The following is a 25,906-nucleotide window of genomic DNA, read 5'->3' as shown; positions in this document are numbered from 1 at the left end:
CCTGGTCCCACCACGCAGACCTCCATGCCGCTTGACCTCAAACGTCATGGGGTGTCTGACCCGACCGGCAGACGACCGGAGGACATCGGCGCGGCCCACGACGACGTGAGCCCCCGGCCGAGGTGGGCCGGGGGCTCACGGTCGACGCCTCACGCCACGTCGAGAACGGTCACCGCGCCCCCGTCGAGCTTCGTGCGCCGGGCCGACGGCCGGGGCTGTTGTCAGTGGCCCGGGTTACGCTCGCCGCACCCTGAGGAAACCCGGGGGGCCGCCTCCTCGACTTCGCCTAGAGGAGGCTGCCCTCCGCCCGCAAACCGTGGGCGCAGCGGCCGTCGTGCCGGTGGGCGACGCCGTCGTGGGGGGCAAGGCAGCCGTCCGGCCGACGGGCTCCGGCCACCCGGGGTGCCACTCGCCGGCCTGCTCTTCCCGTCCCTGCCCGACACCCCCGTGCGGGCCCGCGCGCCCCGCGCCGGCCCGGGGGCTGGTGTGCCCCCGGGCCGACCGGGTGGGGGGTGCGGTGGGGGTACGGGTGGTCAGTCGGCCTGCCGGTAGGAGCCCGACTCCAGCTCGGCGACCACGCCCGGCCGGGTCGGCTGCCAGTCGAGGGCGGTACGGGCGGCGGCGCCGCTGACGCTCTGGTCGAGGGCGAGCGCGTCGGCGAAGAGCGGGCCGAAGACCTCGGCGGCCTGGTCCACCGGCACCGGGTGCGGGTCGGCGGGTACTCCGGCGGCGTGGCCGGCGGCCCGGGCGAGGTCGCGGACCGGGACGGCGGATTCGCCGACGCCGTGCCAGACGGTGCCGGCCTCGGCCCGCTCGACGGCGGTGACGAACAGGTCGGCGAGGTCGTCGACGTGGACGGTGGGCCAGCGCACGTCCTTCTCGCCGTAGTACTCGGGTGCCCCCTGCGTGCGGGCCCGGTCGACCAGGATGGCGGGGATGCCGCCGCCGCGGCCGTACACGATGCCGGGCCGGACGACGACCGCGCGCACGCCCTCGCCGGCCTCGGCCAGGACTCGCTGCTCGATCCGCGGGCGGTAGCCGACGATGTCGATCGGGTTGGTCGGGGCCTGCTCGCCGACCTCCTGGGCCTCGCCGGTGGCGCCGAGCACCCAGACGCCGCTGGTGTAGACGAGGGGGCGGCCGGTGCCGCGCAGTGGGGTGGCGAGGGCTTCGATGACGGCGGTGTCGACGTCGGCGTCGCCGCTCGGGGGCGCCAGGTGGATCACGGCCTCGATGTCCGGGGTGACGGCGCCGGCCAGCGAGGCCGGGTCGGCGGTGTCGCCGACCAGCTGGGCGTGCCAGGCCCGGCCGGGCTGGGGCTCGGCGCTGCGGGTGAGCGCGACGACCTGGTGGCCGGCGGCGACGAGGTGTTCGGTGACGGCGGAGCCGATGTAGCCGGTGGCGCCGGTGAGCAGGACCTTCATGACGGTTCCCCCATGTCGAAGGTGTCGAAAATTTCGATGTCGAAATTATAGGCAAGCTCGATCCGCGATGTCAAACATTTCCACATCGAAATGTTAGACTCCGGGGCATGACGGAACAGCAGCCGCAGCACGACGGTGTCGACCGCATCACCGCACAGTGGCGTGCGGTCCGCCCCGACCTGGACACCTCCCCCATGGCCGTGATCGGCCGCATCTCCCGCGCCTCGCGCCTGCTGGAGCGCGGGATCAAGGAGAACCTGACCGTCCACGGCATCGAACCCTGGGAGTTCGACGTCCTGGCCACCCTGCTGCGCTCCGGCGCCCCGCACGTCCTCACCGCCGGCGAGCTCAGCTCGGCCGCGATGGTCAGCTCCGCGGCGCTCACCAACCGCATCGACCACCTCGAACAGAAGGGCCTGGTCGAGCGGGCCGTCGACCCCGCCCACCGCCGCCGGGTGCTGATCTCCCTGACCGACACCGGCCGGGAACTGGCCAACCGCCTCGTCGAGCACCACCTCACCGGCGAGGAGCACCAGCTCGCCGGGCTCACCGCCGACGAACGCGACCAGCTCGCCGGCCTGCTGCGCCGCGTCCTGCTCACCCTCGGCGACCACACCGGGGACCCCGCCGGGCGGTGACCCCGCCGGTCGATGACCCCGCCGGGCAGCAGCCTCCGGACAGCAGCCTCAGGGCGGCGCCCCCGCCGGACACGGGCTCCGGGCGGGGCCGCAGGACCGTCCGCTACGCGCCGGCCGCCGGGCCGTGGACGGTGAACACCGCCTTGACGAGCCTGTCCAGGGCCACCGGGAACACCTCCGCGGGGTTCATCTCGGCGTCCCCGGTGGTCAGTCCGGCGGTCAGGGTCCTGCGGCCGTCCGGCGAGCTGTACATCAGCGCCCCGTAGCCGCCCGGCGCGCCGCCGTTGTGGTGGTAGACGGTGCCGCGGTCCGGGCCCAGGTCCTGCACGAACAGCCCGAAGCCGTAACCGAGTTCGCCGTGCGGCGTGCGCATCTCGGCCAGCAGCGGCGCCGGCAGGAGCGTGCCGGCGTTCAGCGCGGAGACGAAGGTGTGGAGGTCCCGGGTGGTCGAGATCATGCCGCCGGCGCCGAGCAGCATGGAGAGGTTCTGGCGGGAGACGTCGACGGCCTTCCACTCGTCGCCGTCCTGGTAGCGGTAGTAGCCGTGGGCGTGCGGCTCGGGCAGGTCCGTGACATCGCCCGCCAGGACGGTGTCCCGCAGTCCGAGCGGCTCCAGGATCCGCCGGCCCATCTCCTCGCCGTACGGGCGGCCGGCGACCCGCTCGATCAGCAGCGCGGCCAGCGTGTAGTTGGTGTTGGAGTAGCTGAAGCCCGCTCCCGGTTCGAACCGCGCCGGCTTGGACAGCGCCAACTCGACCAGCTCCTGCGGCCGGTAGGCGCGCAGCCGGTTGTCCACCCAGTCCTTGCCGGTGGCGGGGATGCCCGGCACGACCGTCCCGTCCTCGTAGTACTCGCCGGTGTAGTTGAACAGCCCGCTGGTGTGCCGCAGCAGCATCCGCACCGTGATCCGCTCGTCCAGCCCGAGTTCGGGCAGGTGCTCGGCCACCGGGCTGTCCAGGCCGATCCGTTCCTCGGCCACCAGTTGCAGCACCGCGGTCGCGGTGAAGGTCTTGACGACGCTGCCCGCCCAGAACCGCCCGTCCGTCGCCGGCTTGGCGCTCTCGCCGAGGTCGCGCACCCCGGCGCTGCCGGTCCATTCGCCGTGCTCGTCGTTGACCCGCAGCTGTATCCCGGCGAAGCCGGCGGCGACGAACTCCTCGATGGCCCGCTGCAGTTCGGGACGGTCGGGGCCGACGGGGCGCTCGACGGTGTTCAGGGACTCGCTCATGATGATTCCTGTCTCGTGGTGGGTGTGCGCGGTGGTGCTCAGAGGCTGCGGGCGGTGATGTCGCCGTAGGCGGTGGTCGCGGTGACGGCCAGGCCGACGGCGACGCCCTCGGTGTTGGTCAGGGCGTTGCGGACCCGGCCGTAGGAGGTGCCGGCGTCGAGGGTGGCCGAGACGCCGCGGGCGGCGACGACCGAGATGTCGCCGTGCTCGGTGCGCAGCGCCAGGGTGCCGCCGGTGGCCTCGTCGATCCGCAGGTTCCCCTTCCGGGTGCTGAGCTGCGCCGGGCCGTTCAGGCGGCCGAGGTGGATGTCGCCGGCCTGGACGGTGAGACGGGCGCCCGCGGTCTCCTCCAGCGTGACCGTGGCCTGCGCGCCTTCGAAGGTGACGTCGCCGAGGCGGCCGGCGCCGTGCAGTTCGGCGAGGGCGGCCTTCGCCTCGACGCGGGAGCCGGCGGGCAGTCGGACGGTCACCTCGACCCGCCCGGAGTCGCCGAGGATCCGGCTCTTCGCCGCCGGGGCCTCGATCCGCAGCAGACCGTCGGCGTAGGCGACCCGGATCTGCTCGGCCGCCTTCACGTCGCGGCTCTTCGAGGCGTCCGCCGGGAGGACCTCGACCGTGGTGTCGCTCCGCTCGTCGGCGACGAACCGGATCAGGCCCGCCGGGAGGTCCAGGGCCGCGGTGATCGGGGCGGTGGTGTCGAACTTCTGCATGATCTCTCTCCTGCTCCTGCGGACTTGCGCTTCGTGTTTCCGACAACGGAAAAGCTACGTTGCTTTCCAAATCTCAACAAGCAACTCGTTGCGAGAAATTGACATCACAGCAGGTCATCGGCCTTAAATCGTTGCAGCGAGCGTAAATCTAACGCAACGACAGCTACCGTTCCATTGCAATGGACTGACGGTGAACGCTACGCGGAGGCAACGGGGGCGACACGGCGCGCCCCGGGACCCGGCGGCCGGGTGAACCGCGCCCCCGGAACGCGACCGCCCTGCCGCCGGCGGGCACGGATCAGGGACACGGGATCAGGGACACGGATCCCCCGCCGGAAAGGGCCACACCATGCGCCGCGCACTGATCGTCGTCGACGTACAGAAGGACTTCTGCGAGGGCGGCAGCGTCCCGGTCAAGGGCGGAGCCGACCGGGCCCGCGCCATCGCCGGCCTCGCCCGGCGCGGCGCCGGCAGCAAGTACGCGCACATCGTCGCCACCCGCGACCACCACCTCGACCCCGGCGGGCACTTCTCCGACCACCCGGACTTCCGCGACTCCTTCCCCGTGCACTGCGTCGCCGGCAGCGACGGCAGCGAGTTCCACCCGCACTTCGCCCCCACCGCCGCGTCCGAGGCCGTCGACGAGGTCTTCTACAAGGGCGCCCACTCCGCCTCCAAGAGCGGCTTCGAAGGCTTCACCGCGGCCGGCACCCCGCTCGCCGACTGGCTGCGCGCCCGGGACGTCAGCGACCTCGACGTCGTCGGCATCGCCACCGACCACTGCGTCAAGGCCACCGCCCTCGACGGCGCACGGGCCGGTTTCACCGTCCGCGTCCTGCTCGACTACACCGCGGGCGTCGCCACCGACACCACCACCGCGGCCCTCCACGAACTGCGCCAGGCCGGCGTCCACCTCACCGGCAACCCCGTCGTCCTCGCCTGACCGGCTGCCCCACTGCCCTGCTGCCCGGCCGGGCCGGGGCGCCGCCGAATGGTTGGCACGCTGTGCGAAGCACCGGTGCCGCGACCGGCCGCCCCCGGGGGCCGGGAACCCGCTGTCCACGGGGTGCGTCCTCGTCGTCGGTCGTCGTGCCGTAGGGTGCCGCGCCGGCAGGCACGGCGCGTCCGCATCGGCACGGCCGGCGGCCGGGGACGGCGGGCACGACAGGAGCAGGGAGCACCGGACACATGGACGACCGGACGCAGCAGGGCGACAGACCCGGCGGGGGCGAGGACTCCCCCGCACCGCCGACCGAGGACGCTCCGATACCGCCGGTCGAGGACGGCGACGAGCACGACGTCTCCGGCACCCCCGCCTACATGCCGCCCGAGCAGTGGGCGGGCCGCCCGGTGTCCCCGGCCGGGGACCGTCTACGCCGCCACCTTCACCTTGGATCTCCCAGGATGCCCCGGCCTTCGGGCCGGGGAGGAACGGGGGCTTGGTTCGGAGCCGCGTAGCGGCGGGGTGATCTCCGGAGGTTCTGATGTGAGGCGTTGTCAGTGCCTGTCGGTAGGTTGATCGTGTGCACCTTCGGTACTCGTATCGCATCTACCCGACGGCTGGTCAGCGCGCTTTGCTGGCCCGGACGTTCGGGTGTGCCCGGGTGGTGCACAACGACGCTCTCGCGGTACGGAAGGAGGCCCGGAAGGCCGGGCGGCCGTACCCCGGGAGCGCGGATCTGCAGAAGCTGGTGATCACCGGGGCGAAGAAGACCGCTGAACGGGCGTGGCTCGCTTCGGTCGGCGTCGATCCGCTGATCCAGTCCCTTCGGGATCTGGACACCGCGTACCGGAACTTCTTCGACTCGGTGTCCGGCAAGCGGCAGGGGCGCCCGGTCGGCCTGCCCCGGTTCAAGTCGAAGCGCGACGCTCGGCAAACGCTGCGCTACACCCGCAACGGGTTCCGCATCCGGGGCAACGGGAAGCTGAACCTGGCGAAGATCGGCGACGTGCGGGTCAAGTGGTCGCGGGCACTGCCCGCGGACCCGTCGTCCGCGACGGTGATTCTCGACCCGGCCGGCAGGTACCACGTCAGCTTCGTCGTGGACGTCGAACCCGAGCACCTGCCCGAGGTCGATGCCGAGGTCGGCATCGACCTCGGACTGACCACCTACGCCGTCCTCTCCGACGGCCGCGTCATCGACAACCCGCGCTTCCTCCGCAAGGCCGAGAAGAAGCTCAAGGCCGCGCAGCGGGAACTGTCCCGCAAGACCAAAGGCAGCAAGAACCGGGCCAAGGCCCGCATCAAGGTCGCCAAAGCACACGCCAAGGTCGCCGACACCCGCATGGACTGGCTGCACAAGCAGACCACCAGGATCATCCGCGAAACCCAAGCGGTATACCTGGAGGACCTGAACGTGCGCGGCCTCGCCCGTGGCCGACTCGCCAAGTCCGTCCACGACGCCGGATGGTCCACCTTCCGGCGCCTGCTCGAAGAGAAAGCGGCCCGGTACGGGCGCGCCGTCGGCATCGTGCACCGTGCGTTCCCGTCCTCCCAGCTCTGCTCGGAATGCGGGCACCGTGACGGCCCCAAACCCCTCGCGATCCGCGAGTGGGCCTGTGGTGCGTGTGGCGTGCTGCATGACCGGGACCTCAATGCTGCTCGCAACATCCTGGCCGCCGGGCAGGCGGACAGGCTAAACGCCCCTGGAGGGCCGGCAAGACCCGGCGTGGCGATCCCACGCCAGGCACGGCCCGTCGAACGGGGAACCCACCTCGGCGACCCGCCACGCACGGGCATCCGTGCCACGGGCGCGGGAGGAATCCCCGTCCGCTAGGACGGGGAGGATGTCAACGGTGCCCGCCCCTACGACGGGGTCACGATCGCCGAACTCGCTGTCCAGCACGCCGAGGCGCCGATCCCCGCCGACCTGGCGCCCGACCTCGTCCGGCCGCTGATCCTGGCGGGTCTGGCCAAGGACCCCGGGGCCCGTCCCGACAGCGCGGCCGCGTTCGTCCGCGAGCTGGAGGCGGTCGCGACGACCGGTTACGGGCCGCGCTGGGAGGAGCGGGGCCGCCTCGACCTGCTGGCTCTGCTCGCCCTGCTGGCGGGCCTGCTGCCCGGTGCCGGCGCGGTCGGCGGCTCCACCTCGCTGGCCCACAGCTCCCTCGGGCCTCAGGGCGCGCTCGGTTCGCAGGGCGCGACCGGCGCGCTCGGTGGCGCGCTCGGTGCCGTGGCGGACCCGGCCCCGGGGGCCCCGCGCCGGGACCCGGCCGGCCGCGGCGCGCTCCTCCGCAACCGGGGCAAGGCGCTCACCGGTGTCGCCGCCGGTGCCCTCACCCTGGCCACACTGGCCGGCCTGGCGGTCGCGGGGGCCACCGACGGCGGCGGCCACACCGTCGTCGGCGCCGCCTCCCCGGAGGCGACCACCTCCCTCGGCCCGCCGCAGCCGACCGGCGGCGGCACCTCCCCTGCCCCGAGCGGCGACAGCACCACGGCCGGCCCGACACCGTCCGCCCCGACGGCCACGCCCACGGCCACCCCGAGCACGCCCGGCGCCACCCCGACCGCCACCGGCGCGCCGACCACCGGGGCCTCCACCGCACCGGCCGGCCCGGCCCCCTCCTCCCCCGGCCGGCCCCCGGCACCGTCCGCCCCCGCCGTACCGGCCCCCACCACGGCCGCGTCGGCCCCCGTCACCGCCCCGCCGGGCCCGAGCCCCAGCCCGAGCCCGACGGTCGCCCCCGCCACCCTGACGGTGAGCTCGGTCAACCTGAACTCACTGACGTGCAGCGGACGTTGGAGCCTGACTGCCACGGTCACGGTGACCGCCCAGGGCACCGGCAGCGGGACGCTGACGTTCAGCTGGTACCACAGCTCGGGCGGCCGCGCGGTCACCGTCGCGACCGACACCGTGCCGGTCCAGAACGGCACCGCCACCGTCACCCGCGCCCACGACTTCGGCTCGGCCGACAACTTCACCACCTGGGGCGTACGGGTCGGCACCACCCCGGCCGCGGCCAAGCCGGGCAAGACGTCCGCCGAGACGGCCGCCTTCCTCTGCGACCCGCCGCGCTGACGTACCGTCAACTCCGCTTGCCCTGACGCCTGTTCCCGTCCCGCCCTGCCCCGCCCCGCCCTGGAGAAGCCACATGTCCACGCCCCGCCCCGACTCCGCTCCCGAACCGGGCGCGGCGGAGACCGTCGTGCTCGGCGCCGGCGTGGGCCCGGGCCCGCGCTCGGGCCCACGCCCGGGAGAGGAGACCGTCCGGCTGCCCCGCGGGGCGGCAGCGCCCGCCGAGGCCGAGGAGGCGGAGAGCGCGACCTTCCTCGACCCCCGCGTCTGGGGCGGTGCGGCGCCGAGCGGGGAGACCGCCACCCTCGCCGACCCCGCGCCGACGACCGGCCCCGCCACATCCGCCGCCGCATCCGTATCCGTATCCGCCGGCTCCGCCCCGCCGGAGGAACGCCCCCTCGCCCCAGGCGAGTTGCGCCGCTTCGGCCCCGGCGTCCCGCCCCGGGCCGCCGCCGCCTGGCACGGCGAGACGGTGCCGGAGAGCGGGCGGCCCCGGCCGCCCCGCCGGGTGCGGCGGTGGCTGGTACCGCTGGTCGCCGTCCTCCTGGCCCTCGCGGCCTTCCTGTTCTGGCGCCACCTGCGCACCCCGGCCCTGGCCGTCACCGGCGTCACCGTGACCACCGACCCGGCGGGCCCCGGCTGCGCGGGCACCGCGGTGGTCACCGCCGCCGTGGAGACCAACGGCGGTTCCGGCACCCTGCGTTACCGCTGGCTGCGCAGCGACGGCACCACCTCGGACGAGCTCGTCCAGGACGTGCGCTCCGGCGCGCACCGCACCGACCTGGTGCTGTGCTGGAGCTTCGAGGGCCAGGGCTCGCTCCAGGCCACCGCCACCCTGCAGCTCATCGCCCCCGGCACCCGCAGCGCCGACGCCTCCTTCACCTACCGCTGCGCCTGAGACCGCCCGGTCCGGGCCGTGCCCACAAGGTCGCCCCGCAAGGTCGCCCCGCGAGTCGGGCCGGGCGGGGCGGTGCCCCGGAACCCCGCGGGTGCGGGGCCGCGGACCGGCGGCCCCGCACCCGCGGGACGCCGCTAACCCTGCTTGATCGCGGAGATGTCGAACTCCAGGACGACCTTGTCGCCGACCAGGACGCCGCCGCCCTCCAGCGCCGCGTTCCAGGTCACGCCGAACTCCTTGCGGGAGATGGTCACCGAACCCTCCAGCCCCACCCGCAGGTTGCCGTACGGGTCGACGGCGTTGCCGGTGTACTCGAAGTCGATGGAGACCGGCTTGGTGGTGTCCTTGATGGTGAGGTCGCCGGTGACGCGGTACTCGGTGTCGGAGAGCGACTCGACCTTGCTGCTGCGGAAGGTGATCTCGGGGAAGTTGGGGGCGTCGAGGAAGTCGTTGGCGCGCAGGTGCTGGTCGCGCTGCTCGACGCCGGTGTCGATGCTCTCGCTCTTGATCACCACCTGGCCGGTGGAGCCGGCCGGATCGGCCCCGTCCAGGTGGGCGGTGCCCTCGAACTGGTGGAACGCGCCGCGGACCTTGGTCACCATCGCGTGGCGGGCGACGAAGCCGATCCGGGTGTGGGCGGGGTCGAGGACGTAGTCCCCGGTGAGCTCGGCGAGGTCGGTGGACGTGGTCAAGGTGCCTCCGTAAGGTCGGGATCCCGACGACGGCCCGCCGCCCGGATCGTTCCCCCGCCACGCTAGGCCGCGACCCGCCCCCACCGCCGCCGAACGCGCGGAACGCCGGCCGAGTCCACCCCGACCGGCCCGCAGCCGGCCTGAATCGTGATCTTGTCTGCCCGCTGCCGGACCCCGGGCCCCGGGCCCCGCCCAACCGTGCCCGTCGGCGCCGAAGCGGCGGCGGCACCGAAGCGGCGGTGGCACCGAAGCGGCGGTGGCACCGGCTCGGGTGAGCCGGCGCCACCGCCTCCGGGCAGGTCCTGGTGGGGCAGGCTGCCCGGAGCGACCCGGGAGGGTCAGATCGCCTCGAGCCACCAGCCCTGGTTGCTCCAGCTGTTGCTGTCCCAGAGCTGGACCTTGGTGCCGTTGGCACCGATGGTGTTCAGGTCAGCGTCCAGGACCCGGCCGTTGTAGCCGTTGACCCACCCGTAACTGGCGGCGTTCCAGCGCTGGTTGGTCCAGCCGTTGAAGTCCCACAGCTGGACCTTGGTGCCGTTGGCGCCGATCGTGTTGAGGTCCGCGTCGAGGTAGCGGCCGCTGTAGTTGCTCTGGATGTAGTCGATGTTGCCGTCCGTCCAGATCGTCCAGTTCTGGTTGGTCCAGCCGTTGCAGTCCCAGAGCTGGACCTTGGTGCCGTTGGCGCCGATGGTGTTCAGGTCCGCGTCCAGGCACTTGCCGTTGTAGTTGCTGTGGAACCGGTACTGGCCCACGTAGTTCAGGGCGGCCAGGCCGCGGACCGCGGCGGGCTTCGCGCTCGGGCCACCGGTGGCAGCCGAGGCCGACCCGGCTCCCGCGCCGAGGGCGGCCGTGACCAGGGCCAGGATTCCGAGGCCGGTGCAGATCTGCTTACGCATGGGAGCTCCTCGTGACATGAGGGAACGGACGAACGGACGGAGCACCGTGCGCGATCCGGGGCCCGAGCCCCACGGGCGTTCCGGCGGTACGGGTCTCACGACGCTCGCCGTGCCAGCCGACCGACCGGCTGACAGGGCTCATCCTCACCGCCGCCGGACACCCCCGGCCACGACGTTGACCCGACGTTCGCCCGACACTTCCACCCGGCCGCCCCCACCGCCGGCCGCCGGCGGCGGTGGTGCGGGTGGGAACGTACGGGGCTCGGGATACCGGAGTGAGAACTGGTGATCCGTCAGGTATCGTCACACGGCGCCGGATCCGGCCTGACCGTTCGACGAGCCCGCGGGGGACATCCATGGAGACGCGACAGAAGCCCGACCAGCCCGCTCTGGTCCTGCTCACCGGTGCTGCCGGCCGGATCGGGACCTGCCTGCGGGAGTTGCTGCCCGCCTACGGGTACCGGCTGCGGTCCTTCGACCGGCTGCCGGTGCCGGGCGAGCCCGGGGCGATCACCGCCGAACTGCGGGACGCGGAGGCGCTCGCGGCGGCGATGGAGGGCGTCGACGCCGTGGTGCACCTGGCGGGGATCCCCGGGGAGGCGCCGTTCGCCGACATCCTGGCCGCCAACATCGACGGCACCTACCGGCTCTACGACGCCGCCCGGGCGGCGGGCGTGCGGCGGATCGTGAACGCCAGCAGCAACCACGCGGTGGGCTTCACCGAGCGGCCCGCCGACGGCGGCACCGTGCCGGTGGACACCCCGCAGCGGCCCGACACCTACTACGGGCTCTCCAAGTGCTTCGGCGAGAACCTGGCCTCGCTGTACGCCGACCGGCACGGCCTGGAGACGGTCTCGCTGCGGATCGGCTCCTTCACCCCCGCGCCCCGCGGCGTCCGGATGCTCGGCACCTGGCTGAGCCCGGGCGACTGCGCCCGGCTGGTGCACGCCGCGCTCACCGGTCCGGTGGACGGCCACACCGTGGCGTACGGCATCTCCGCCAACACCAGGGCCTGGTGGGACCTCTCCTCGGCCCGGGCGCTCGGCTACCAGCCGCTGGACGACGCCGAGGACTACGCCGCCGAGCTGCTCGCCGAGCTCGGCGAACTCCCGGCCGACGACCCGGAGTTCCGCTACCTCGGCGGCCGGTTCACCCAGACCGGTCGCTGAACGGAGGCGAGGACAGGGTAAGGGACAAGGACCGCCTCAGGCCGGGCCGTCGGGGGTGTGCGCGAGGCGGGCCTCGATCTCCTCGAGGACCGGCCGGTAGGCCTCCTCGGCCGCCCGCATCAGGGCCCGGCACTCGGCGAACAGCCGCCGGGAGCGGGCCTTGCGGCCGGGCAGCAGGTCGTAGCGGCGCAGGCGCACCGTGCGGACGTCCACCATCAACCCGGGCCTGCTGCGCACCCCGTGGGCGTGGCGCACGGTGCTCTCGGCGTGGCGCAGCAGGTCCTGGTAGGCGTCGTGGGCCGTCTTCCAGCGGGCGGCGTCCTGCGGGGTACCGGGGACGTCGACGCCGCGGACCGTCGGCTGGACGACGTCGTACAGGGTGAAGTCGAGCCCTTCGGGCACCTGCGCCCAGCGCATGACGCTCCAGGGCCAGGCGATCAGGGTGTGGCTGCGCTGCTGTACGCGTATCACGCGGTCCCCCCGGGGTCTGTGCGCGGCGGGCCGGATGCCCGGCGCCAGCGTAGGGGCCCGCAGCCCGGCCCGCCGGACCGGGGGGAACGGAGTGGGGGGACGGACCGGGGGCGAAGGCCGTCGACAGCGGGACGCGGGCCTCCGGGACGGGTCCCGGAGGCCCGCGTCGCTCGGCGTCAGCTGACGTTCAGGGCGGTGTCGTCGATGACGAACGAGGTCTGCTTCTGGGAGCCCTCGGTGCCGGTGAAGGTCAGGGTGACCGACGTACCGGCGTAGGCCGACAGGTCGACGGTCTTCTGGGTGTAGCCGGTGTTGTGGTCGAGGTTGGAGTAGCCGGCCAGGGTGGTGCCGTTGGCGGTGAGGACCAGCTTGTCGTAGGCGGTCGTGGTGGTGGTCTCCGCGGTGTCGATGTGCAGCCAGTAGGTCAGCTTGTAGCTGGTGCAGCCGGCCGGCAGGGTGACGGTCTGGGAGAGGGTGTCGGTGGTGGGCGAGCCGTAGCCGTCCAGCCAGGCGTTCCAGTTGCCGGTGTGCGCGCTCTCGCTGCCGGAGTTGCTGACCACGCCGCTGGAGGCGGTCCAGGGCGCGGCGGTGCCGGTCTCGAAGCCGGGGTTGCCGAGCAGTTGGGCCGCCGTGCAGCCGGTGCCGCCGGTCGGGGTCACCGTCCAGGTGAAGGCGGCGGTGCCGCTGACGCCGGTGGAGTCGGTGGCGGTGACGGTGACCGAGGAGGTCCCGGCGGTGGTCGGGGTGCCGCTGATCAGCCCGGTCGCGGCGTTGATCGACAGTCCGGCCGGCAGGCCGCCGGCCGACCAGGTCAGGGTGCCGCCCGCGGTGTCGTTCGCGGTCGGCTGCAGCGAGGCGGCGGAGCCCGCCGCCGTCGACTGGGCGCCCGGGTTGGTCACGCTGACCGTGCCGCTGGTGCCTCCGGTGCCGCCGCCGGCCAGCCACTGGGTCGCGTTCAGTGCCAGCGCCGCGTCGGTGCCCGCGGGGTCGTCCCAGCCGTCGAAGAGCGTGTTGCCCGGCGAGCCGGTGCCGTCGTCGATGGTCGAGCTGTCGCCCCAGATGGCCACCCGGCCCTTGCCGAAGCCGCTGGTCGCGAAGAAGGCGCCGGTGTTGCCGCTGGAGCCGGTCCGGTAGACCAGGCCCTTGACCGACGGGTTGTCGGCGGGGTTGAGGGTGAAGGTGGTGCCGTTGCGCAGGATCGAGCCGGTCACCGTCCCGAAGGGGCCGTTGAGCACCGGGTCGGTGCTGTCGCTGATCGCCCGCGGGTTGTCGGTCTGGATGTTCAGCAGGTCGACCGAGAACCCGAACGGGTCGTTGCTGTTCACCGAGTTGGTGGTCAGCAGGTCGTTGATGATGGCCGGGGAGTCCCAGCCGTCGTTGTTGCGGTCGCTCTTGGTGTGGTCGGAGATCAGGAAGAGGCCGCCGCCGTTCTGCACGAACAGCATCAGCGCGGTCTTCTCGGCGTCGGTGAGCCGGATGTTCGGCTCCGGCAGCACGAACTCGTCGAAGTTCGCCAGGTCCAGCGCCCCGCCCGTGCCGTAGGTGATGGTGTTCCCGGCCGGCAGCGTCTTCAGGCTGTAGTTGCCGGTCTTCTGCAGCGCGACGCCCCAGGCCGAGATCGCCCCGGTCCAGTCCGTCTCCGTCTGCGGGTCGGCGTTCTCCGCCAGCGGGTCGGGCTGGCTGGTGCTGATCACCCAGTCCGCGTTTCCGGCGGTCTCGGCGTGGCTCGCGTCGAACAGCACCCGGTGCTTCGCCGGGCCGGCGGCCGGGGCGGCGGTGGCCGGGGCGGCGGTGCTGCCCGTGGCGGCGGCCGCGGGCAGCACACCGCTGCCGGTCACCGCGGCCAGCACGACGGCGGCCGCCGCCATGGCGACCGGTCGGGCACCGCTGTGGATCCTGGTGCCCCTGTCGATCCTGAGCATGCGTCAAACTCCTTGTGTGGGGAGGAGGAACAGACGTGCATGGCCTGCGCGCTCGGCTCACGCGCGCGGCTTTCCGGCTCCGGGTCCCGTACGGGGAGCGGAAGTCCGGCCGGAGGTCGGCCCGCCGGTTGCGACCGGTCGCAACCTCCCGGCATCACCCCGGTTCGCCGTCTGGTGGCTACGAACCGGGGTGGCACCGGGAGATGACGGTCGGTCAGGCCTCGCGGCCGTCCATCCGGTACTTCTGGGCGAACCGCGGGATCAGCCGGGTGGTGGTGCCGGTCGGGTGCAGCAGGTCGGGCGCCTGGGTGTGGATCGGCACCACTGTCTTCGGCGCCACCCGGTGCACCAGGGCGTGCAGGTCGTCGGCGGTGGCGTGGCCGAAGGAACCGATCCGGCGCAGCGGCACGCCCAGCCCGTCCAGCCACTCGGTGAACAGCTGCCAGCGCGACTCGAACGGGCCGAGCGGCTCGCCGTTGGCGTGCAGCCAGACCGTGCCGGGCCCGATCGGCAGGTCGGCCAGCTCGGCGATGTCGCTCAGGGTGCCCATGTCCGGCTGGTAGACGAAGGCGCCGGGTTCGGCGCGCAGGGCCGCGAGGCCGAGTTCGCTCCAGGACAGCACGCCTTCGATGCCGGTGGCGCGCAGGAAGGACGCGACCCGGTCGCCCCAGACGATGCGGCGTCCGGCCGCGCCGGCGATCTTCAGGAACTCTTCGACTCGCTCCAGGTCCCGGGGGTAGAGGCCGAGCAGCAGCAGGTCCTGGCCGGCCTCTGTGAGCGCGGCGGCGAAGTCGCCGGCCACGTCGTCCTCGTTGCGCGGCGGGCCGGCCGGCAGGCCCAGGCCCAGCGCGGTGCCCTCGGTGATCAGCAGGTCGCAGCCGGCGGCGCGGTCGGCGAAGTGCCAGGAGCGCTCGGGGGCCCGCCCGTGGAAGCGGATGTCGCCGGTGAAGGCGAGGACGCCGTCGCTGGTGGTGACCAGGTAGCCACTGGCTCCCGGGGTGTCGTGGTCGACGTCGATCCGCTCGACCGTCATCGGGCCCACCGTCACCGGGGTTTCCGCCGCCACCGGGTGCCAGAGCGGGTCGCCGCCGGGCAGGCCGTCGCCGGCCTCGGCGAGCGCGGTCAGCAGCGCGACGGTCTCGGGCGAGGCGTGCACCGGGACCTCGGGGCGGACGAAGCCGGCCAGGCCGCAGTGGTCGATGTGGCCGTGGGTCAGGAACAGCGCGGTCGGCATCACCTCGGCGGCCAGCGGGTCGCCGTCGTCCAGCAGGGCCGGGTCGTAGACGCCGCCGATCCGCGGCGCGGCGCCCATCCGCAGGCGCTGCGCGAGGTGGCGCTCGGGCCGCACCGTGACCGGGGCGCGGAACAGGTCGGCTCCGGCGGGCACGTCCATGCCGAAGTCGAGCATGACCCGGTGGCCGCCGTCGGTGACGATGATCTTGCTGGAGCCGATGACGCCTACGCCGCCCCAGAATTCAACAGTGCTCAAAAGAAACGTCTCTTCCTAAATGGATGGTGCGGTGCGGGAGGTGGCCCGGTGCGCCCAAGCGGTCAGGGCGGGCAGCAGGTCCTCGGCGCGGTCTGCGGTCGCGGTGGCGGGGCCGTCGGCGCGGCCGAACCGGTCGATGTAGCCGGTGGCGGCGCCGACCGCGGCGGCCGGTTCGATGTCGTTGCGGTAGTGGTCGCCGATCGAGAGGAGCAGTTCGGCCGGGCGGTCGGCCAGGTTCGCCCCGATCCACCGGCTCAGGCCGGCCGGCTTGGCGGCGCCGGGGACGACCTCGTCGAAGGCGTCGGCCAGGCCCATCCGGGCCAGCAGCGGGGCCAGTCCCTCGGCGGGGCTGTTGGTGGCGAGGACGATCCGCACCTCGCCGCGCAGCTGCGCGTACAGGTCGATGAGCGGTTCGACCGGGTCCAGCCAGCAGGCCTCGTCGAGCATGTGGACCCGGCTGGCCAGGAAGGCCCGCTGCACGGTGGCGGGGTCGATGCGGTGGCCGTCCGCGAGCGCCTGGACCACGCTCCAGCCGTCCTCGGCGGCGCGCAGCAGTGCGGCCTCGGCCGGGTCCTCGCTGCCGTCGGCGGCGGCGGTGCCCTCGGCCAGGTAGCGCTCGAAGACGTCCAGGAACCGTACCGCCTCGGCGCGGTCCAGGGCTCCGGCGACCTGGCGCGCGTAGAAGCGGATCGGGTCGTCGCTGCGGTACACCGTGCCGTCGAAGTCGGAGACGATGACGGGTTGTTGACGCTCAGCCACGGACGCCTCCGGCGGCGGACAGGGCGCCGCGGATGAACTGCCGCTGCAGCACCAGGAAGAACACCATCACGGGCAGTGTGGTGAAGGTGACCGCCGCGGCCAGGCCGGGGAAGTCGGTGCCCTCGGCGGAGGAGAAGATCGACAGGCCGACCTCGACCGGCTGCACGGTGTTCGAGGAGTCCATGGTGCTGCTGGTCATGATGACCGGCCACAGGAAGGAGTTCCACGAGCCGAGGAAGACGTTGACGGCGATGATGAGCAGCGCCGGGCGGACCATCGGCATGCCGATCGAGCGCAGCACCCGCAGCCGGGAGGCGCCGTCCAGCGCGGCCGCGTCCAGGATCTCCTGCGGGATCGCCAGGAAGAACTGCCGGACCAGGAAGATCCCGAAGACGCTGGCGCCCCAGGGGATGATCTGGATCCAGTAGGTGTTCAGCAGGTGCAGGTCGTTGGCCAGTACGTAGTCCGGGATGATCAGCACCGTGCCGGGCATCATCAGCACCGAGAGCACCAGCAGGGTCAGCGCCTTGCGTCCGGGGAAGCGCAGCACGCCGAAGGCGAAGCCGGCCAGCAGCGAGGTGACCAGGCAGAGCAGCACCGTGCCGGAGGCGATCAGCACCGTGTTGGCGAACAGGCGCACCCACGGCGCCGCGTTCCAGGCGCGCGACCAGTTGGACCACTGCCAGTGCGGCCACAGCGCCGGCGGGAAGTTGCTGAACTCGCCGGGCTTCCCGAGGGAGATCACGACGGTCCAGTAGAAGGGGAAGACGAACGCGGCGCCGATCAGCAGGGCCAGCGCGAGCCGGGCGTAGTGCCCGGCTCGGCCGGCTCCACCGAAGGCCGGCCTCCTTCCCTTGCGGGAGGCGGTCTTCATCGGATCATCAGCCCTGGGTCTTGGCGGTGGCGCAGGCGTCCTGCGCGGTCTTCAGGGCGTCGGCGGGCGCCGCCCCGTTGTCCAGCACGTCCTGGATCGCGGTCGCCTCGTAGCCCTGGCACTTGAAGATCCAGTTGTACGGGGGCAGCGCGAAGGCGGTGTCGAGCTGGGAGACCGCGGCGGTCTCGTAGGGGTTCTGGGCGATGAAGTCCTGCATCTGCGGCAGCGCCTGCGGGGTGACCGGCAGGTAGCCGGAGGCGGCGGCCCAGCCGGCCTGCTCCTCCGGGCCGGTGATGAACTTCATGAACGCCCAGGCGGCGGCCTTCTGGTCGGCGGTGGCGTTCTTGAAGACCACCATGTTGGTGCCGGTCAGCTCGTTGACCGCGCCCTGCGGGCCGGACGGCAGGGCCGAGATGCCCAGGGTGAGCTTGTCGCCGACGGTCTTCTTCTCGAAGCCGTAACCGGCCGCGGAGGAGATGTCGAAGGCGCCCTTGAGCGCACCGAGCGCGGTCTCGCCCGGGTAGTTCTTGCCGGTGGCCAGCGCGTGCGCGTCCTTGAGCGACTTCAGGTAGGTCATCGCCTTGACCGCGCCGGCGTCGTTCAGGTGCGGGGTGCCGTCCGCGTCGTACAGGGCGCCGCCGTCGGCCTTGGTCAGGATCTCGAACCACTGGGTGCCGAAGGCGGCGCCGGCGGCCGTACCCGGGTCGATGGTCGAGCCGGTGACGCCGTTGGTGGAGACCGCCTTCATCGCGGTGGCGTAGTCGTCCCAGGTCTTCGGCTCGCTCTGGCCGGCCGCCTTGAGCATGTCGGCGTTGTAGAACAGGATCAGCACGCTCTTGTTGAACGGCCACATCCAGTTCTTGCCGTCGCCCAGCGCCAGGTCCTTCTGGACGCCCTTGTAGAAGCCGGCCAGCTGCGGCGGGGTGTCGGTGCCCGCCAGCTCGCTGATCGGGGTGATCGCGCCGCCGGACTGGAAGTAGGACGCCCAGCTCTCGTAGACCTGGCCGATGGTCGGCGCGTTGCCCGCCTGGACCTCGGCCTTCTCCTTGGTGTACATCGTCGCGTAGTCCGGGTCGCCCTGGAGCTTGACGGTGATGTTCGGGTACTTGGCCTGGAAGTCCGCGACCAGCTTGTCCATCGCCGGCTTCAGCGTGCCGATGGTCATCGCCTCCTCGAAGGTGATGGTCACCGGGGTGGTGGGGACGGCCAGTTCGTGGCCCGAGGGGGCGGCCGCGGAGTTGGAGCCGGCGGGGGTGCCGCCCCCGGCGCAGGCGGAGAGGCTGAGGGCCGCGACGGCGGCGACGGCGGCGGTGCGCACGCGCATGGGAGGGTGTCCGTTTCTTGTTCTGTGTGGGGCAGTACGGGTCGGGCGGGGACGAGCGGCGGAGCTCACGCGCGTGGGGACGCGCGGCGGGAGCTCGCACGGGCGGGGACGGGCGGCGGGGCTCAGACGAGCGAGGACTCCGAACCGGCGGCGGTGCGCCGGCGGACCAGGGTGAACAGCACGGTGACGGCGAACAGGACCACGGCCAGCGCGGCTCCGTAGCCGGTGTCGCTCAGCACGAAGGCCTCCTGGTAGACCAGGTAGCTCAGGGTCGTGGTGGCGTAGACCGGACCGCCGCCGGACAGCGCGTAGAACTGGGTGAACGCCTGCAGCGAGGTGATCGCGGTGATCGCGACCACGAAGGTGGTGACCGGCCGCAGCTGGTGCCAGGTGATGTACCAGAACTCCTGCCAGGCCGAGCAGCCGTCCACCCGGGCCGCCTCGCTCAGCTCGTTCGGCAGGGTGGCGAGCCCGCCGAGGAAGACCACGGTGGTGAAGCCGACCTCGTGCCACAGGCTGTAGATGATCACCGCCGGCATCGAGGAGCCGGACGACTGCAGCCAGTCCGAGGTCGGCAGGTGGAGGCTGTGCAGCACCCAGTCGGCCAGCCCGAAGCGCGGGTTGAAGATCCAGACCCAGATCATCGAGGTGGCGATCACCGGGGTGGCGTGCGGCACGAACAGCGCCACCCGGGAGGCGTTCAGCAGCACGCCGCCGCGCTGCAGCAGCAGCGCCATGGCCAGCGAGACGGCGGTCCCGCCGATCACCATCGCCCCGCTGAAGTACAGCGAGTGCCACACGCTGGACAGGAAGGTCGGCTGGGTGGCGGCGAACAGGCGCTGGTAGTTGCCCACTCCCTTGAAGGTGGACATCGCCGGATTGAGCGCGTTCCACTTCCAGAGCGAGACGTAGAACGTGTAGCCGGTCGGAACGATGACGAAGGTGGCGAAGATCAGCACCGCCGGGGCCGAGTAGGCCCAGCCCCATCGGGTGGTGCGGAAGTCACGGGCCTGGTTCCGGCGGCGGGCGGGACGGCCCGGCACGGCGAGCGGCCGGGCGGTGGTCGTTGCGGTCACGCCGAGAACTGTGGCGAGCATCGGTTTCCGCAGGACCAAGTATTGATGAACAATTGACTACGTTCACCGCGCTTATTGGCTACCTGAGATATCCTGAAAGGCTTGGCACTCGTACAACCGACTCGCCCCCCGCCGACCCGCGCCCGCCTCCCGGCGAGCAACCTGTCGCACCGTCAGGACACGTGCCGGCCCACAGAAACCGCAGGCCCCTTCCGCCGGCGGAAGGGGCCTGCGGAAGGGGCCTGCACGTGGAGCCGGGACGCTCAGGGGTGCTGCGGGTCGGCCCGGTGGGCGGACCGGTCCGACAGCCGCACCGCGGCGAACGCGATCGCGTACCCGGCGGCGAACAGCACCACCGGCCGCAGGACGAACGGCAGGGCGTCCGCTTGGACGTCCACCAGCACGGGCCAGAGCAGCGGCGGCCCGGCCAGGACCACCGTGGCCAGGGCCGCACGCCCCACCGTGCGCGCGGTGCAGGCGATGGCCACGCCGACGGCCACCGGGGCGGCGAAATCGAAACCGGTGTGGGCGGCCCGCTCTCCGAAGTAGCCGTCGGCCAGCGTCAGGGTGACCTCCGCGACGGTGATCGAGACGGCCACCGCCCACGGCGCGACCGAGCGCGGGTGCGACGTGCGGTCCGGCGGGGCGACCAGCAGGACCAGGGCGTTGAACGCGAGCAGTACGGTCTGGGAGTCGCGCAGTTCGGTGCTGTGCAGGGTCGCGAGCAACGGCGTGGCCACCACGGTGACCAGGGCCAGGGCCCTCGCCGCCGTCCAGCGTCCGGCCAGCACCGCGACCGCCATCAGCGCCGCCGGGGTGACCGCCAGCGCGGTGACGGCGACCGCCCGGGCATCGGAGGGCCCCAGCTCCTCGGCCCCGGGGCCGAGGACCAGTTGGACGGTGTACCAGAGGTGCCAGGCCGCGTAGGTGCCGGCCAGTACCGCGGCGAGCGGGGCGGCGGTGGCCAGCGCCCGGCCCATCGGCCGGTGGGAGACCAGGCCGAGCCGGACCCGGGCGCCGTGTCCCGCCACGTCGGCGACCTCGCGTAACCCGGCCATCGGGCGCGCGGCGCGGACGCGGCGTTCGGCGTGGTCGGCGAGTTCGGCCAGCCCGTGGGTGCCGTAGGAGGCCGGGTAGAGGGTGAGGGCCCGGCGCAGCAGCCGGGTGTTCAGGGTGGTCCGGTCCGCGGTCATGCCGTGCCTCCGGCGAGTCGGTTGCGGGTGGTCGCCAGGCGCCGGTCGGCTTCGCGGAGGGCGGCCCGCAGCCGCTCGCTCTCGTCGGTGAGGGCCTGGGTGCCGGCCGGGGTGAGGGCGAAGACGCGCCGGGGGCGCCCGTCGACGGTCTCCTCCCGCTCGACCTGGATCAGCCCCTCGGCCAGCAGCCGGTCGAGGGTGCCGTACAGGGTGCCGGCGCCGAGCCGTACCCGGCCGTCGGAGATCGCGGCGACCTCGTCGCCGAGGGCGTAGCCGTGCCGCGGCTGGTCGGCGAGGGCGGTCAGCAGGAGGAAGGTTGGCTCCTGCATGGAGCGTTTCTTCGTCATGCCGATCACCATAGTACGGTCACCGTAGTGTCTGGCAAGGGGTGGCTGACTCGTCGTCAACGACCGCTGGGCGGCGCGACCCGGGCGGCCCCGACCCGGGTGCCCCCGACGCGACTGCCCCCGAGCCGGGCGACCCTGAAGTCGCTCAGGCGCGGGGGCGGTTCGGGCGACGCCCGGGTGCGGGGGAAGCGGGTTCAGTCGTCGATCGCGCCCAGCAGGTCGCGCAGCAGGTCGTTGAGCTGGGCGGCCCGCTCGGGGCCGAGGGTGTCCACGACGCGGCGCTGGGCGGCGAGTCCGGCGCTCACCGCCCCGTCGATGGTGGACCGGCCCTCGGGGGTGAGGTTGATCCGCAGGCCGCGGCGGTCGTTCGGGTCGGGGGAACGGGTGACCAGGCCGGCCCGCTCCAGTTTGTCCAGACGGCCGGTCATGCCGCCGGTGGTCAGCATCAGGGTGGCGGTCAGCTCGCGCGGCGAGAGCGAGAACGGCTCACCGGAGCGGCGCAGGGTGGCCAGCACGTCGAACTCGCCGCGGCCGATGCCGAACGGGGCGTACGCGCGCTCCATCCGGTCGCCCATGCCGCGGGAGAGCCGGAAGATCCGCCCGAAGGTCTCCATGGCGTGCAGGCACTCCGTCAGGTCGGGCCGCTCCCGGCGCCACTGGGCGGCGATCGCGTCCACCGCATCGGGGGTGACGGTGACGCGGTGCGGGTCCGGGGCGGGGTGGAAACCCTGGGCGGTGTGGAAGCCCGGGGCGGGGTGCGGGCTCGGGGTGGGGTCGGCGCTGTCGGTCATGCGGTCAAGTGTGGCACAGGGTCACTTGCCGGAAAGAAGCTTGACAGCAATTAGCTTACTGCTAAGTTACTCACATGCTTTCGAAAAGGAGCCCGGGCTTCCCCGGCGAACGCAGCCTGATGACGGCCCTGGCCATCGACGCCCTCGGCAACGGCATGTACGTGCCGTTCAGCCTGGTCTTCTTCCGCCACGTCACCGGCCTGCCGCTGACCGTCATCGGACTGGTCCTCACCGCCACCGGCCTGCTCGCGATGGTCGCGCTGCCCCTGGTCGGCACCGCCGTGGACCGCTTCGGCGCCCGCCGTATGCAGATCGCCCTCCACCTGGTCCGGGCCGCCGGGTTCGCCGTCTACCCCTTCGCCTCGTCGCTGCCCGCCTTCGTCGCCGTCACCCTGGTCACCGCCGTGGCGACCCGCGGCTACCCGGCCGTCCAGCAGGCCAGGATCGGCGAACTCGCCTCCGGCACCGCCCTGGAGCGCGTCAACGCCCTCGGCCGCAGCCTCGCCAACGCCGGCCTCGGCGCCGGCAGCATGCTCGCCGCCCTGCTGGTCGGCCTGGCCGGCGACGGCGGCTACACCGTCGCCGCCCTGCTCAACGCCGTCAGCTTCCTGGCCGCCGCCGCCCTGGTCCGCCGCGTCCCGGACGGCCGCGCCGAGGCCGCCGCCGGCCCGGCCCCGAGCGGCACCGGACAGATCGGCTACCGCGCGGTCCTGGCCGACCGGCCCTTCCTCGGCCTGGCCACCGCCAACCTGCTGATCTCCCTCGGCTACGCCGCGCTCGCGGTCCTGCTCCCGGTGTACGTGACGAGCGTCCTGCACGCCTCCGCCTCGCTGGCCGGCCTCGCCTTCGCCGTCAACACCGTGCTCTGCGCCGCCCTCGGCGTCCCCGCCGGCCTCGCCGTGCGCCGCTTCACCACCCGCAACCGGGCCGCCGCCACCGGCGCCGCGCTGTTCGCCGCCGGGTTCCTCGCCCAGGCCCTGCTGGTGCCCGCCGCCGGAGGCTTCACCACCGCCGGACTGCTGGCCGTGGTCGTCGTGATCACCCTCGGCGAGATCGTCCACAACCCCGCCGCCTCGGCCCTGGTCACCGACACCGCCCCGGCCGCCGTCCGCGGCCGCTACATGGCCGCCTACCAGCTCTCCTGGTCGCTGTCCGCCGCCCTCGCCCCCTCGCTGCTCACCGGCCTGCTGGCGCTCGACAGCCGACTGCCCTGGCTCGTCCTGGCCGCCACCGGACTGGCCGGCGCCGGCCTCCTGCTCCGCCTGGAGCGCCGCCTCCCGGCCCGGGCCGTCCGCCCCGGAGCCCGGCAGGACGACCTGACCACCGCGGCCTGAGCCCGGACGCAAGGCCCTCCCCCTCCGCCCCCGCCTGGCCGGTCGTCCACACGACGACCGGCCAGGCGGGGGCGGAGACCTGTCGGGCAGAACCCCGTCGAGCAGAGGCCCGCCCGACGGCACCGGCGTCACACGCGCGGCCGTCGGCGGCTGGCGGGCCCGACCCCGCGCCGGATGCTGGTGGCATGCCCCTCCCCCGCTACGGTGTGGCCGCCGGCACCTTCCACTCCTTCACCCGCGACCCGTCCCACGACTTCGGGCACTGGTACCACGGCCACCTCACCCTCGCCACGCCCGACGGCCCCTGCGCCTCGGCCCTCGACGTCGACGCGCCGCGCGACACGGGCGTCGCCTACCGGGTGGTCGACGACCTGACGGTGGAGCACATCGCCGCCGTCCGGGCCCTGCCCGACGGGTTCCACCCGCTGGCCTCCACCCCGGCCTCCGGCGCGCTCGACTACGCGCGCAGCCCCATGCTCCAGGACACGGCCTGGCTCGCCGCGGCCGCCGCGCTGTTCCGCAGGGTCCGCCTCGCCGTGACCCGCCCCGCGCCCGGCTCCCCCGCGTTCGGCCCGGACCTCGCCGACCGGCTGGCCGCCCGGCTGCCGGAGCGCACGGCCCGCGCCTTCCCCTGGGTGCGCAGCAACGGCGACAACGCGCTGGACGTCCTGCTCCCGCACGTCCGGGCCGCGAGCCGGATCTACGTCTTCGGGCAGCGCTTCGACCACGGGCTCGGCGTCCACGACGTCCACCTCAACCAGGGCGACCCGGTCGACAGCCCCTGGTACCCGGACAACGGGATCTGGCAGGACGGCGCCGTGGTGTGCGAGCACTCCGACGGGCGAGTGGTGGTCTGGCAGATCAAGTTCGACACCCAGGTCCTGACCACGGACGACGCCGGCCACCCCCGCTGAACCCGGCGGCCGCCCCGACCCGTTGAGCGCGGGCGAGGCTGGAGGCCCCGCGGCGACACCACGGCCGGGCGCCGGAAGGCGCAGTCCGGCGGGCCCCCGGGGCACGGCTGCGTGACGATCGGCAGGACGGCAGGACGGCGGTCCGTGCGCCGGCCGCCGGCAGAAGGGCTCGCCATGACCATCGACCGACGCCGTTTCCTGGCCACCCTCGGGGCCGCCACCGCGCTGGCCGTCCGCGCCGCTCCCGCCCGCGCCCTGACCGCCTTCCCGCCCCGCGACCGCGTCTGGGCGGACGCGCCCCCCGACTGGCAGGCGCTGCGGCAGCGGCTGGGCGGCCGGCTGGTGCTCCCCGCCGACCCCGGCTACGGAACCGCCCGGCTCGGGTACAACAAGCTGAACGACGGTCAGCTGCCGGCCGCGGTCGCCCGGTGCGTGTCGGCCGACGACGTCCGGGCCTGCCTGGACGTGGCGCGCGGCCACGGGATCCCGATCGCGGCCCGCAGCGGCGGCCACGGCTACCTGGGCTACAGCGTCCCCGACCGGGGCCTGGTGATCGACCTGCGCGGCATGGCCGACGTCGTGGTGCGCCCCGACGGCACCGCCGAGGTCGGGGCCGGCGCCCGGCTGATCGAGGTGTACGCGGCGCTCGCCCAGGCGGGCCGGCTGCTCCCGGGCGGCAGCTGCCCGACCGTCGGGATCAGCGGCCTGACCCTGGGCGGCGGCATCGGCGTGCTGGCCCGCGCGTACGGGCTCACCTGCGACCGGCTGGCCTCGGCCGAGCTGGTGACCGCCGACTCGCGCGCGCTCACCGCCTCGCCCACCGAGGAGCCCGGCCTGTACTGGGCGCTGCGCGGCGGCGGTGGCGGCAACTTCGGCGTGGTCACCCGGTTCGCCTTCGCCACCGCGCCCGCGCCCGGCCTGACGGTCTTCGTGCTCGCCTTCCCGGCCGGCTCGGTGACCCAGGTGCTCGGGGCCTGGCAGCAGTGGGTGGCCGGGGCCCCGTACGAGCTGTGGGCCAGCTGCCAGGTCTCCGGCGGCAGCCCGCCGTCCTGCCGGGTCGTCGGCTGCTGGGTGGGCGACCCGGGCGGCGTGAACCCGCTGCTCGACCGGCTGGTGCGGGCGGCCGGCACCACCCCGGGCTCGCGCACCGTCACCGCCAAGGACTACCTGGGCGCGATGAGGTTCATGGCGGGCTGCTCGAACGACACCATCGCCCAGTGCCACCCCACCTGGGAGGGCGGCGTCCTGCCCCGGGCGGGCTTCGTCGCCGTCTCCCGGATGCTGGGCCCGGCGCCGCTGGACCCGGTGAAGGTCACCGGGCTGATGGCCGGGCGCAGCGGTGTCGACCTGCTGCTCGACTCGCTGGGCGGCGCGGTCGGCCGACCCGCCCCGGACGACACCGCCTTCCCGCACCGCGACTCCCTCGCCAGCGCCCAGGTCTACGCGAGCGCCACGCCGCTCAGCGAGGACCGGGCGCGCGCCACCGTGGACGCGATCCGCGACGGGCTGGCCGGGCTCGGCGCGCGCGGCGCGTACGTCAACTACATCGACGACACCCTGCCCGACTGGGGCCGCGCCTACCACGGCGCGAACCTGCCCCGGCTGAAGGAGGTGGCCCGCCGCTACGACCCGGACGGCGTCTTCGCCTTCCCCCAGTCCGTGACGGCCGCCTGAGCCGGCCTGAGGCCGCCTCCGGACAAGGGCGGGGCCGTGCGGGGCGGGGCCGTGCGGAGTCGGACGG

At 73.6% G+C, this 25,906-nt stretch carries 24 protein-coding genes; 9 read left to right on the top strand and 15 right to left on the bottom strand.

All coding sequences use genetic code 11. The features are described from left to right. Positions 1–533: 533 nt before the first annotated feature. The gene (locus IE332_RS38180) at positions 534–1,424 is read right to left on the bottom strand and encodes an NAD-dependent epimerase/dehydratase family protein (RefSeq protein ID WP_189925920.1); all 891 of its coding nucleotides are present in this window, start codon (positions 1,422–1,424) and stop codon (positions 534–536) included. A gap of 107 nt (positions 1,425–1,531) precedes the next feature. On the opposite strand from IE332_RS38180, the gene IE332_RS38175 reads away from it, so the two are divergent. After that, positions 1,532–2,062 (top strand): MarR family winged helix-turn-helix transcriptional regulator, encoded by a 531-nt coding sequence (locus IE332_RS38175; protein ID WP_189925918.1) that lies wholly within the window; start codon positions 1,532–1,534, stop codon positions 2,060–2,062. A gap of 103 nt (positions 2,063–2,165) precedes the next feature. On the opposite strand, the gene IE332_RS38170 is transcribed toward IE332_RS38175, so the two are convergent. Further along, on the bottom strand, positions 2,166–3,290 hold the full coding sequence (locus IE332_RS38170; protein WP_189925916.1) for a serine hydrolase domain-containing protein: 1,125 nt from the start codon (positions 3,288–3,290) through the stop codon (positions 2,166–2,168). Positions 3,291–3,328: 38 nt separating this feature from the next. Next, the gene (locus tag IE332_RS38165; protein WP_189925914.1) at positions 3,329–4,000 is read right to left on the bottom strand and encodes a DUF4097 family beta strand repeat-containing protein; all 672 of its coding nucleotides are present in this window, start codon (positions 3,998–4,000) and stop codon (positions 3,329–3,331) included. Positions 4,001–4,349: 349 nt separating this feature from the next. Between IE332_RS38165 and IE332_RS38160 the strand changes: the two genes are divergently transcribed. From IE332_RS38160 to IE332_RS38145, 4 genes are all read left to right on the top strand, one after another. Continuing rightward, positions 4,350–4,943: an isochorismatase family protein gene (locus tag IE332_RS38160; protein ID WP_189925913.1), complete on the top strand. Its 594-nt coding sequence runs from the start codon at positions 4,350–4,352 to the stop codon at positions 4,941–4,943. 580 nt (positions 4,944–5,523) lie between these two features. Further along, entirely contained in the window at positions 5,524–6,777 is a 1,254-nt protein-coding gene (locus IE332_RS38155; RefSeq protein ID WP_189925912.1) for an RNA-guided endonuclease InsQ/TnpB family protein, read from the top strand. Between the two features lie 396 nt (positions 6,778–7,173). Continuing rightward, a complete protein-coding gene (locus IE332_RS38150; RefSeq protein WP_189925910.1) occupies positions 7,174–8,019 on the top strand; it encodes a hypothetical protein in 846 nt (281 codons plus the stop codon). A gap of 73 nt (positions 8,020–8,092) precedes the next feature. Further along, positions 8,093–8,914: a hypothetical protein gene (locus IE332_RS38145; protein ID WP_189925908.1), complete on the top strand. Its 822-nt coding sequence runs from the start codon at positions 8,093–8,095 to the stop codon at positions 8,912–8,914. A 134-nt stretch (positions 8,915–9,048) separates the two neighbouring features. On the opposite strand, the gene IE332_RS38140 is transcribed toward IE332_RS38145, so the two are convergent. Then, positions 9,049–9,606: a YceI family protein gene (locus IE332_RS38140; protein WP_189925906.1), complete on the bottom strand. Its 558-nt coding sequence runs from the start codon at positions 9,604–9,606 to the stop codon at positions 9,049–9,051. A gap of 338 nt (positions 9,607–9,944) precedes the next feature. Then, positions 9,945–10,502 carry an RICIN domain-containing protein gene (locus IE332_RS38135; protein WP_229929244.1) on the bottom strand — a complete coding sequence of 186 codons (558 nt, stop codon included), beginning with the start codon at positions 10,500–10,502 and terminating at the stop codon, positions 9,945–9,947. Between the two features lie 356 nt (positions 10,503–10,858). Here IE332_RS38135 and IE332_RS38130 point away from each other — a divergent pair, with 356 nt between their 5' ends. Further along, complete coding sequence (locus IE332_RS38130; RefSeq protein WP_189925901.1) at positions 10,859–11,671, top strand: NAD-dependent epimerase/dehydratase family protein; 813 nt, start codon at positions 10,859–10,861, stop codon at positions 11,669–11,671. A 36-nt stretch (positions 11,672–11,707) separates the two neighbouring features. Here the strand turns inward: IE332_RS38130 and IE332_RS38125 are convergent, their stop codons facing one another. The 10 genes from IE332_RS38125 to IE332_RS38080 all read right to left on the bottom strand — a co-directional run bounded on the left by IE332_RS38125 (position 11,708) and on the right by IE332_RS38080 (position 21,917). Continuing rightward, a complete protein-coding gene (locus tag IE332_RS38125) occupies positions 11,708–12,142 on the bottom strand; it encodes a hypothetical protein (RefSeq protein ID WP_189925899.1) in 435 nt (144 codons plus the stop codon). A gap of 176 nt (positions 12,143–12,318) precedes the next feature. Continuing rightward, on the bottom strand, positions 12,319–14,010 hold the full coding sequence (locus tag IE332_RS38120; RefSeq protein WP_189925924.1) for a putative Ig domain-containing protein: 1,692 nt from the start codon (positions 14,008–14,010) through the stop codon (positions 12,319–12,321). Between the two features lie 268 nt (positions 14,011–14,278). Continuing rightward, positions 14,279–15,553, bottom strand: a complete 1,275-nt coding sequence (locus IE332_RS38115) for an MBL fold metallo-hydrolase (RefSeq protein WP_189925897.1) — start codon at positions 15,551–15,553, stop codon at positions 14,279–14,281. Between the two features lie 15 nt (positions 15,554–15,568). After that, positions 15,569–16,312 carry an HAD family hydrolase gene (locus IE332_RS38110; RefSeq protein ID WP_189925895.1) on the bottom strand — a complete coding sequence of 248 codons (744 nt, stop codon included), beginning with the start codon at positions 16,310–16,312 and terminating at the stop codon, positions 15,569–15,571. Next, a complete protein-coding gene (locus IE332_RS38105; protein ID WP_189925893.1) occupies positions 16,305–17,186 on the bottom strand; it encodes a carbohydrate ABC transporter permease in 882 nt (293 codons plus the stop codon). Before IE332_RS38105 ends, IE332_RS38110 begins: the two co-directional genes overlap by 8 nt. Positions 17,187–17,193: 7 nt before the next feature. Beyond that, entirely contained in the window at positions 17,194–18,510 is a 1,317-nt protein-coding gene (locus IE332_RS38100) for an extracellular solute-binding protein (RefSeq protein ID WP_189925891.1), read from the bottom strand. Positions 18,511–18,632: 122 nt separating this feature from the next. Next, on the bottom strand, positions 18,633–19,586 hold the full coding sequence (locus IE332_RS38095) for a carbohydrate ABC transporter permease (RefSeq protein ID WP_189925889.1): 954 nt from the start codon (positions 19,584–19,586) through the stop codon (positions 18,633–18,635). Between the two features lie 263 nt (positions 19,587–19,849). Continuing rightward, positions 19,850–20,779, bottom strand: a complete 930-nt coding sequence (locus tag IE332_RS38090; protein ID WP_189925887.1) for a hypothetical protein — start codon at positions 20,777–20,779, stop codon at positions 19,850–19,852. Beyond that, the gene (locus tag IE332_RS38085) at positions 20,776–21,126 is read right to left on the bottom strand and encodes a PadR family transcriptional regulator (protein WP_189925885.1); all 351 of its coding nucleotides are present in this window, start codon (positions 21,124–21,126) and stop codon (positions 20,776–20,778) included. Before IE332_RS38085 ends, IE332_RS38090 begins: the two co-directional genes overlap by 4 nt. 194 nt (positions 21,127–21,320) lie before the next feature. Next, a complete protein-coding gene (locus tag IE332_RS38080; protein ID WP_189925883.1) occupies positions 21,321–21,917 on the bottom strand; it encodes a MarR family winged helix-turn-helix transcriptional regulator in 597 nt (198 codons plus the stop codon). 74 nt (positions 21,918–21,991) lie between these two features. Between IE332_RS38080 and IE332_RS38075 the strand changes: the two genes are divergently transcribed. The 3 genes from IE332_RS38075 to IE332_RS38065 all read left to right on the top strand — a co-directional run bounded on the left by IE332_RS38075 (position 21,992) and on the right by IE332_RS38065 (position 25,839). Further along, positions 21,992–23,251 carry an MFS transporter gene (locus IE332_RS38075; RefSeq protein ID WP_189925881.1) on the top strand — a complete coding sequence of 420 codons (1,260 nt, stop codon included), beginning with the start codon at positions 21,992–21,994 and terminating at the stop codon, positions 23,249–23,251. Positions 23,252–23,436: 185 nt separating this feature from the next. Next, the gene (locus IE332_RS38070; protein ID WP_189925879.1) at positions 23,437–24,165 is read left to right on the top strand and encodes a DUF2278 family protein; all 729 of its coding nucleotides are present in this window, start codon (positions 23,437–23,439) and stop codon (positions 24,163–24,165) included. Between the two features lie 174 nt (positions 24,166–24,339). After that, entirely contained in the window at positions 24,340–25,839 is a 1,500-nt protein-coding gene (locus IE332_RS38065; RefSeq protein ID WP_189925877.1) for an FAD-binding oxidoreductase, read from the top strand. Positions 25,840–25,906 lie beyond the last annotated feature (67 nt).

It is taken from the genome of Kitasatospora xanthocidica (assembly GCF_014656195.1).
Lineage (GTDB): Bacteria > Actinomycetota > Actinomycetes > Streptomycetales > Streptomycetaceae > Kitasatospora > Kitasatospora xanthocidica.
This window is presented reverse-complemented; position numbering and strand designations above follow the sequence as displayed.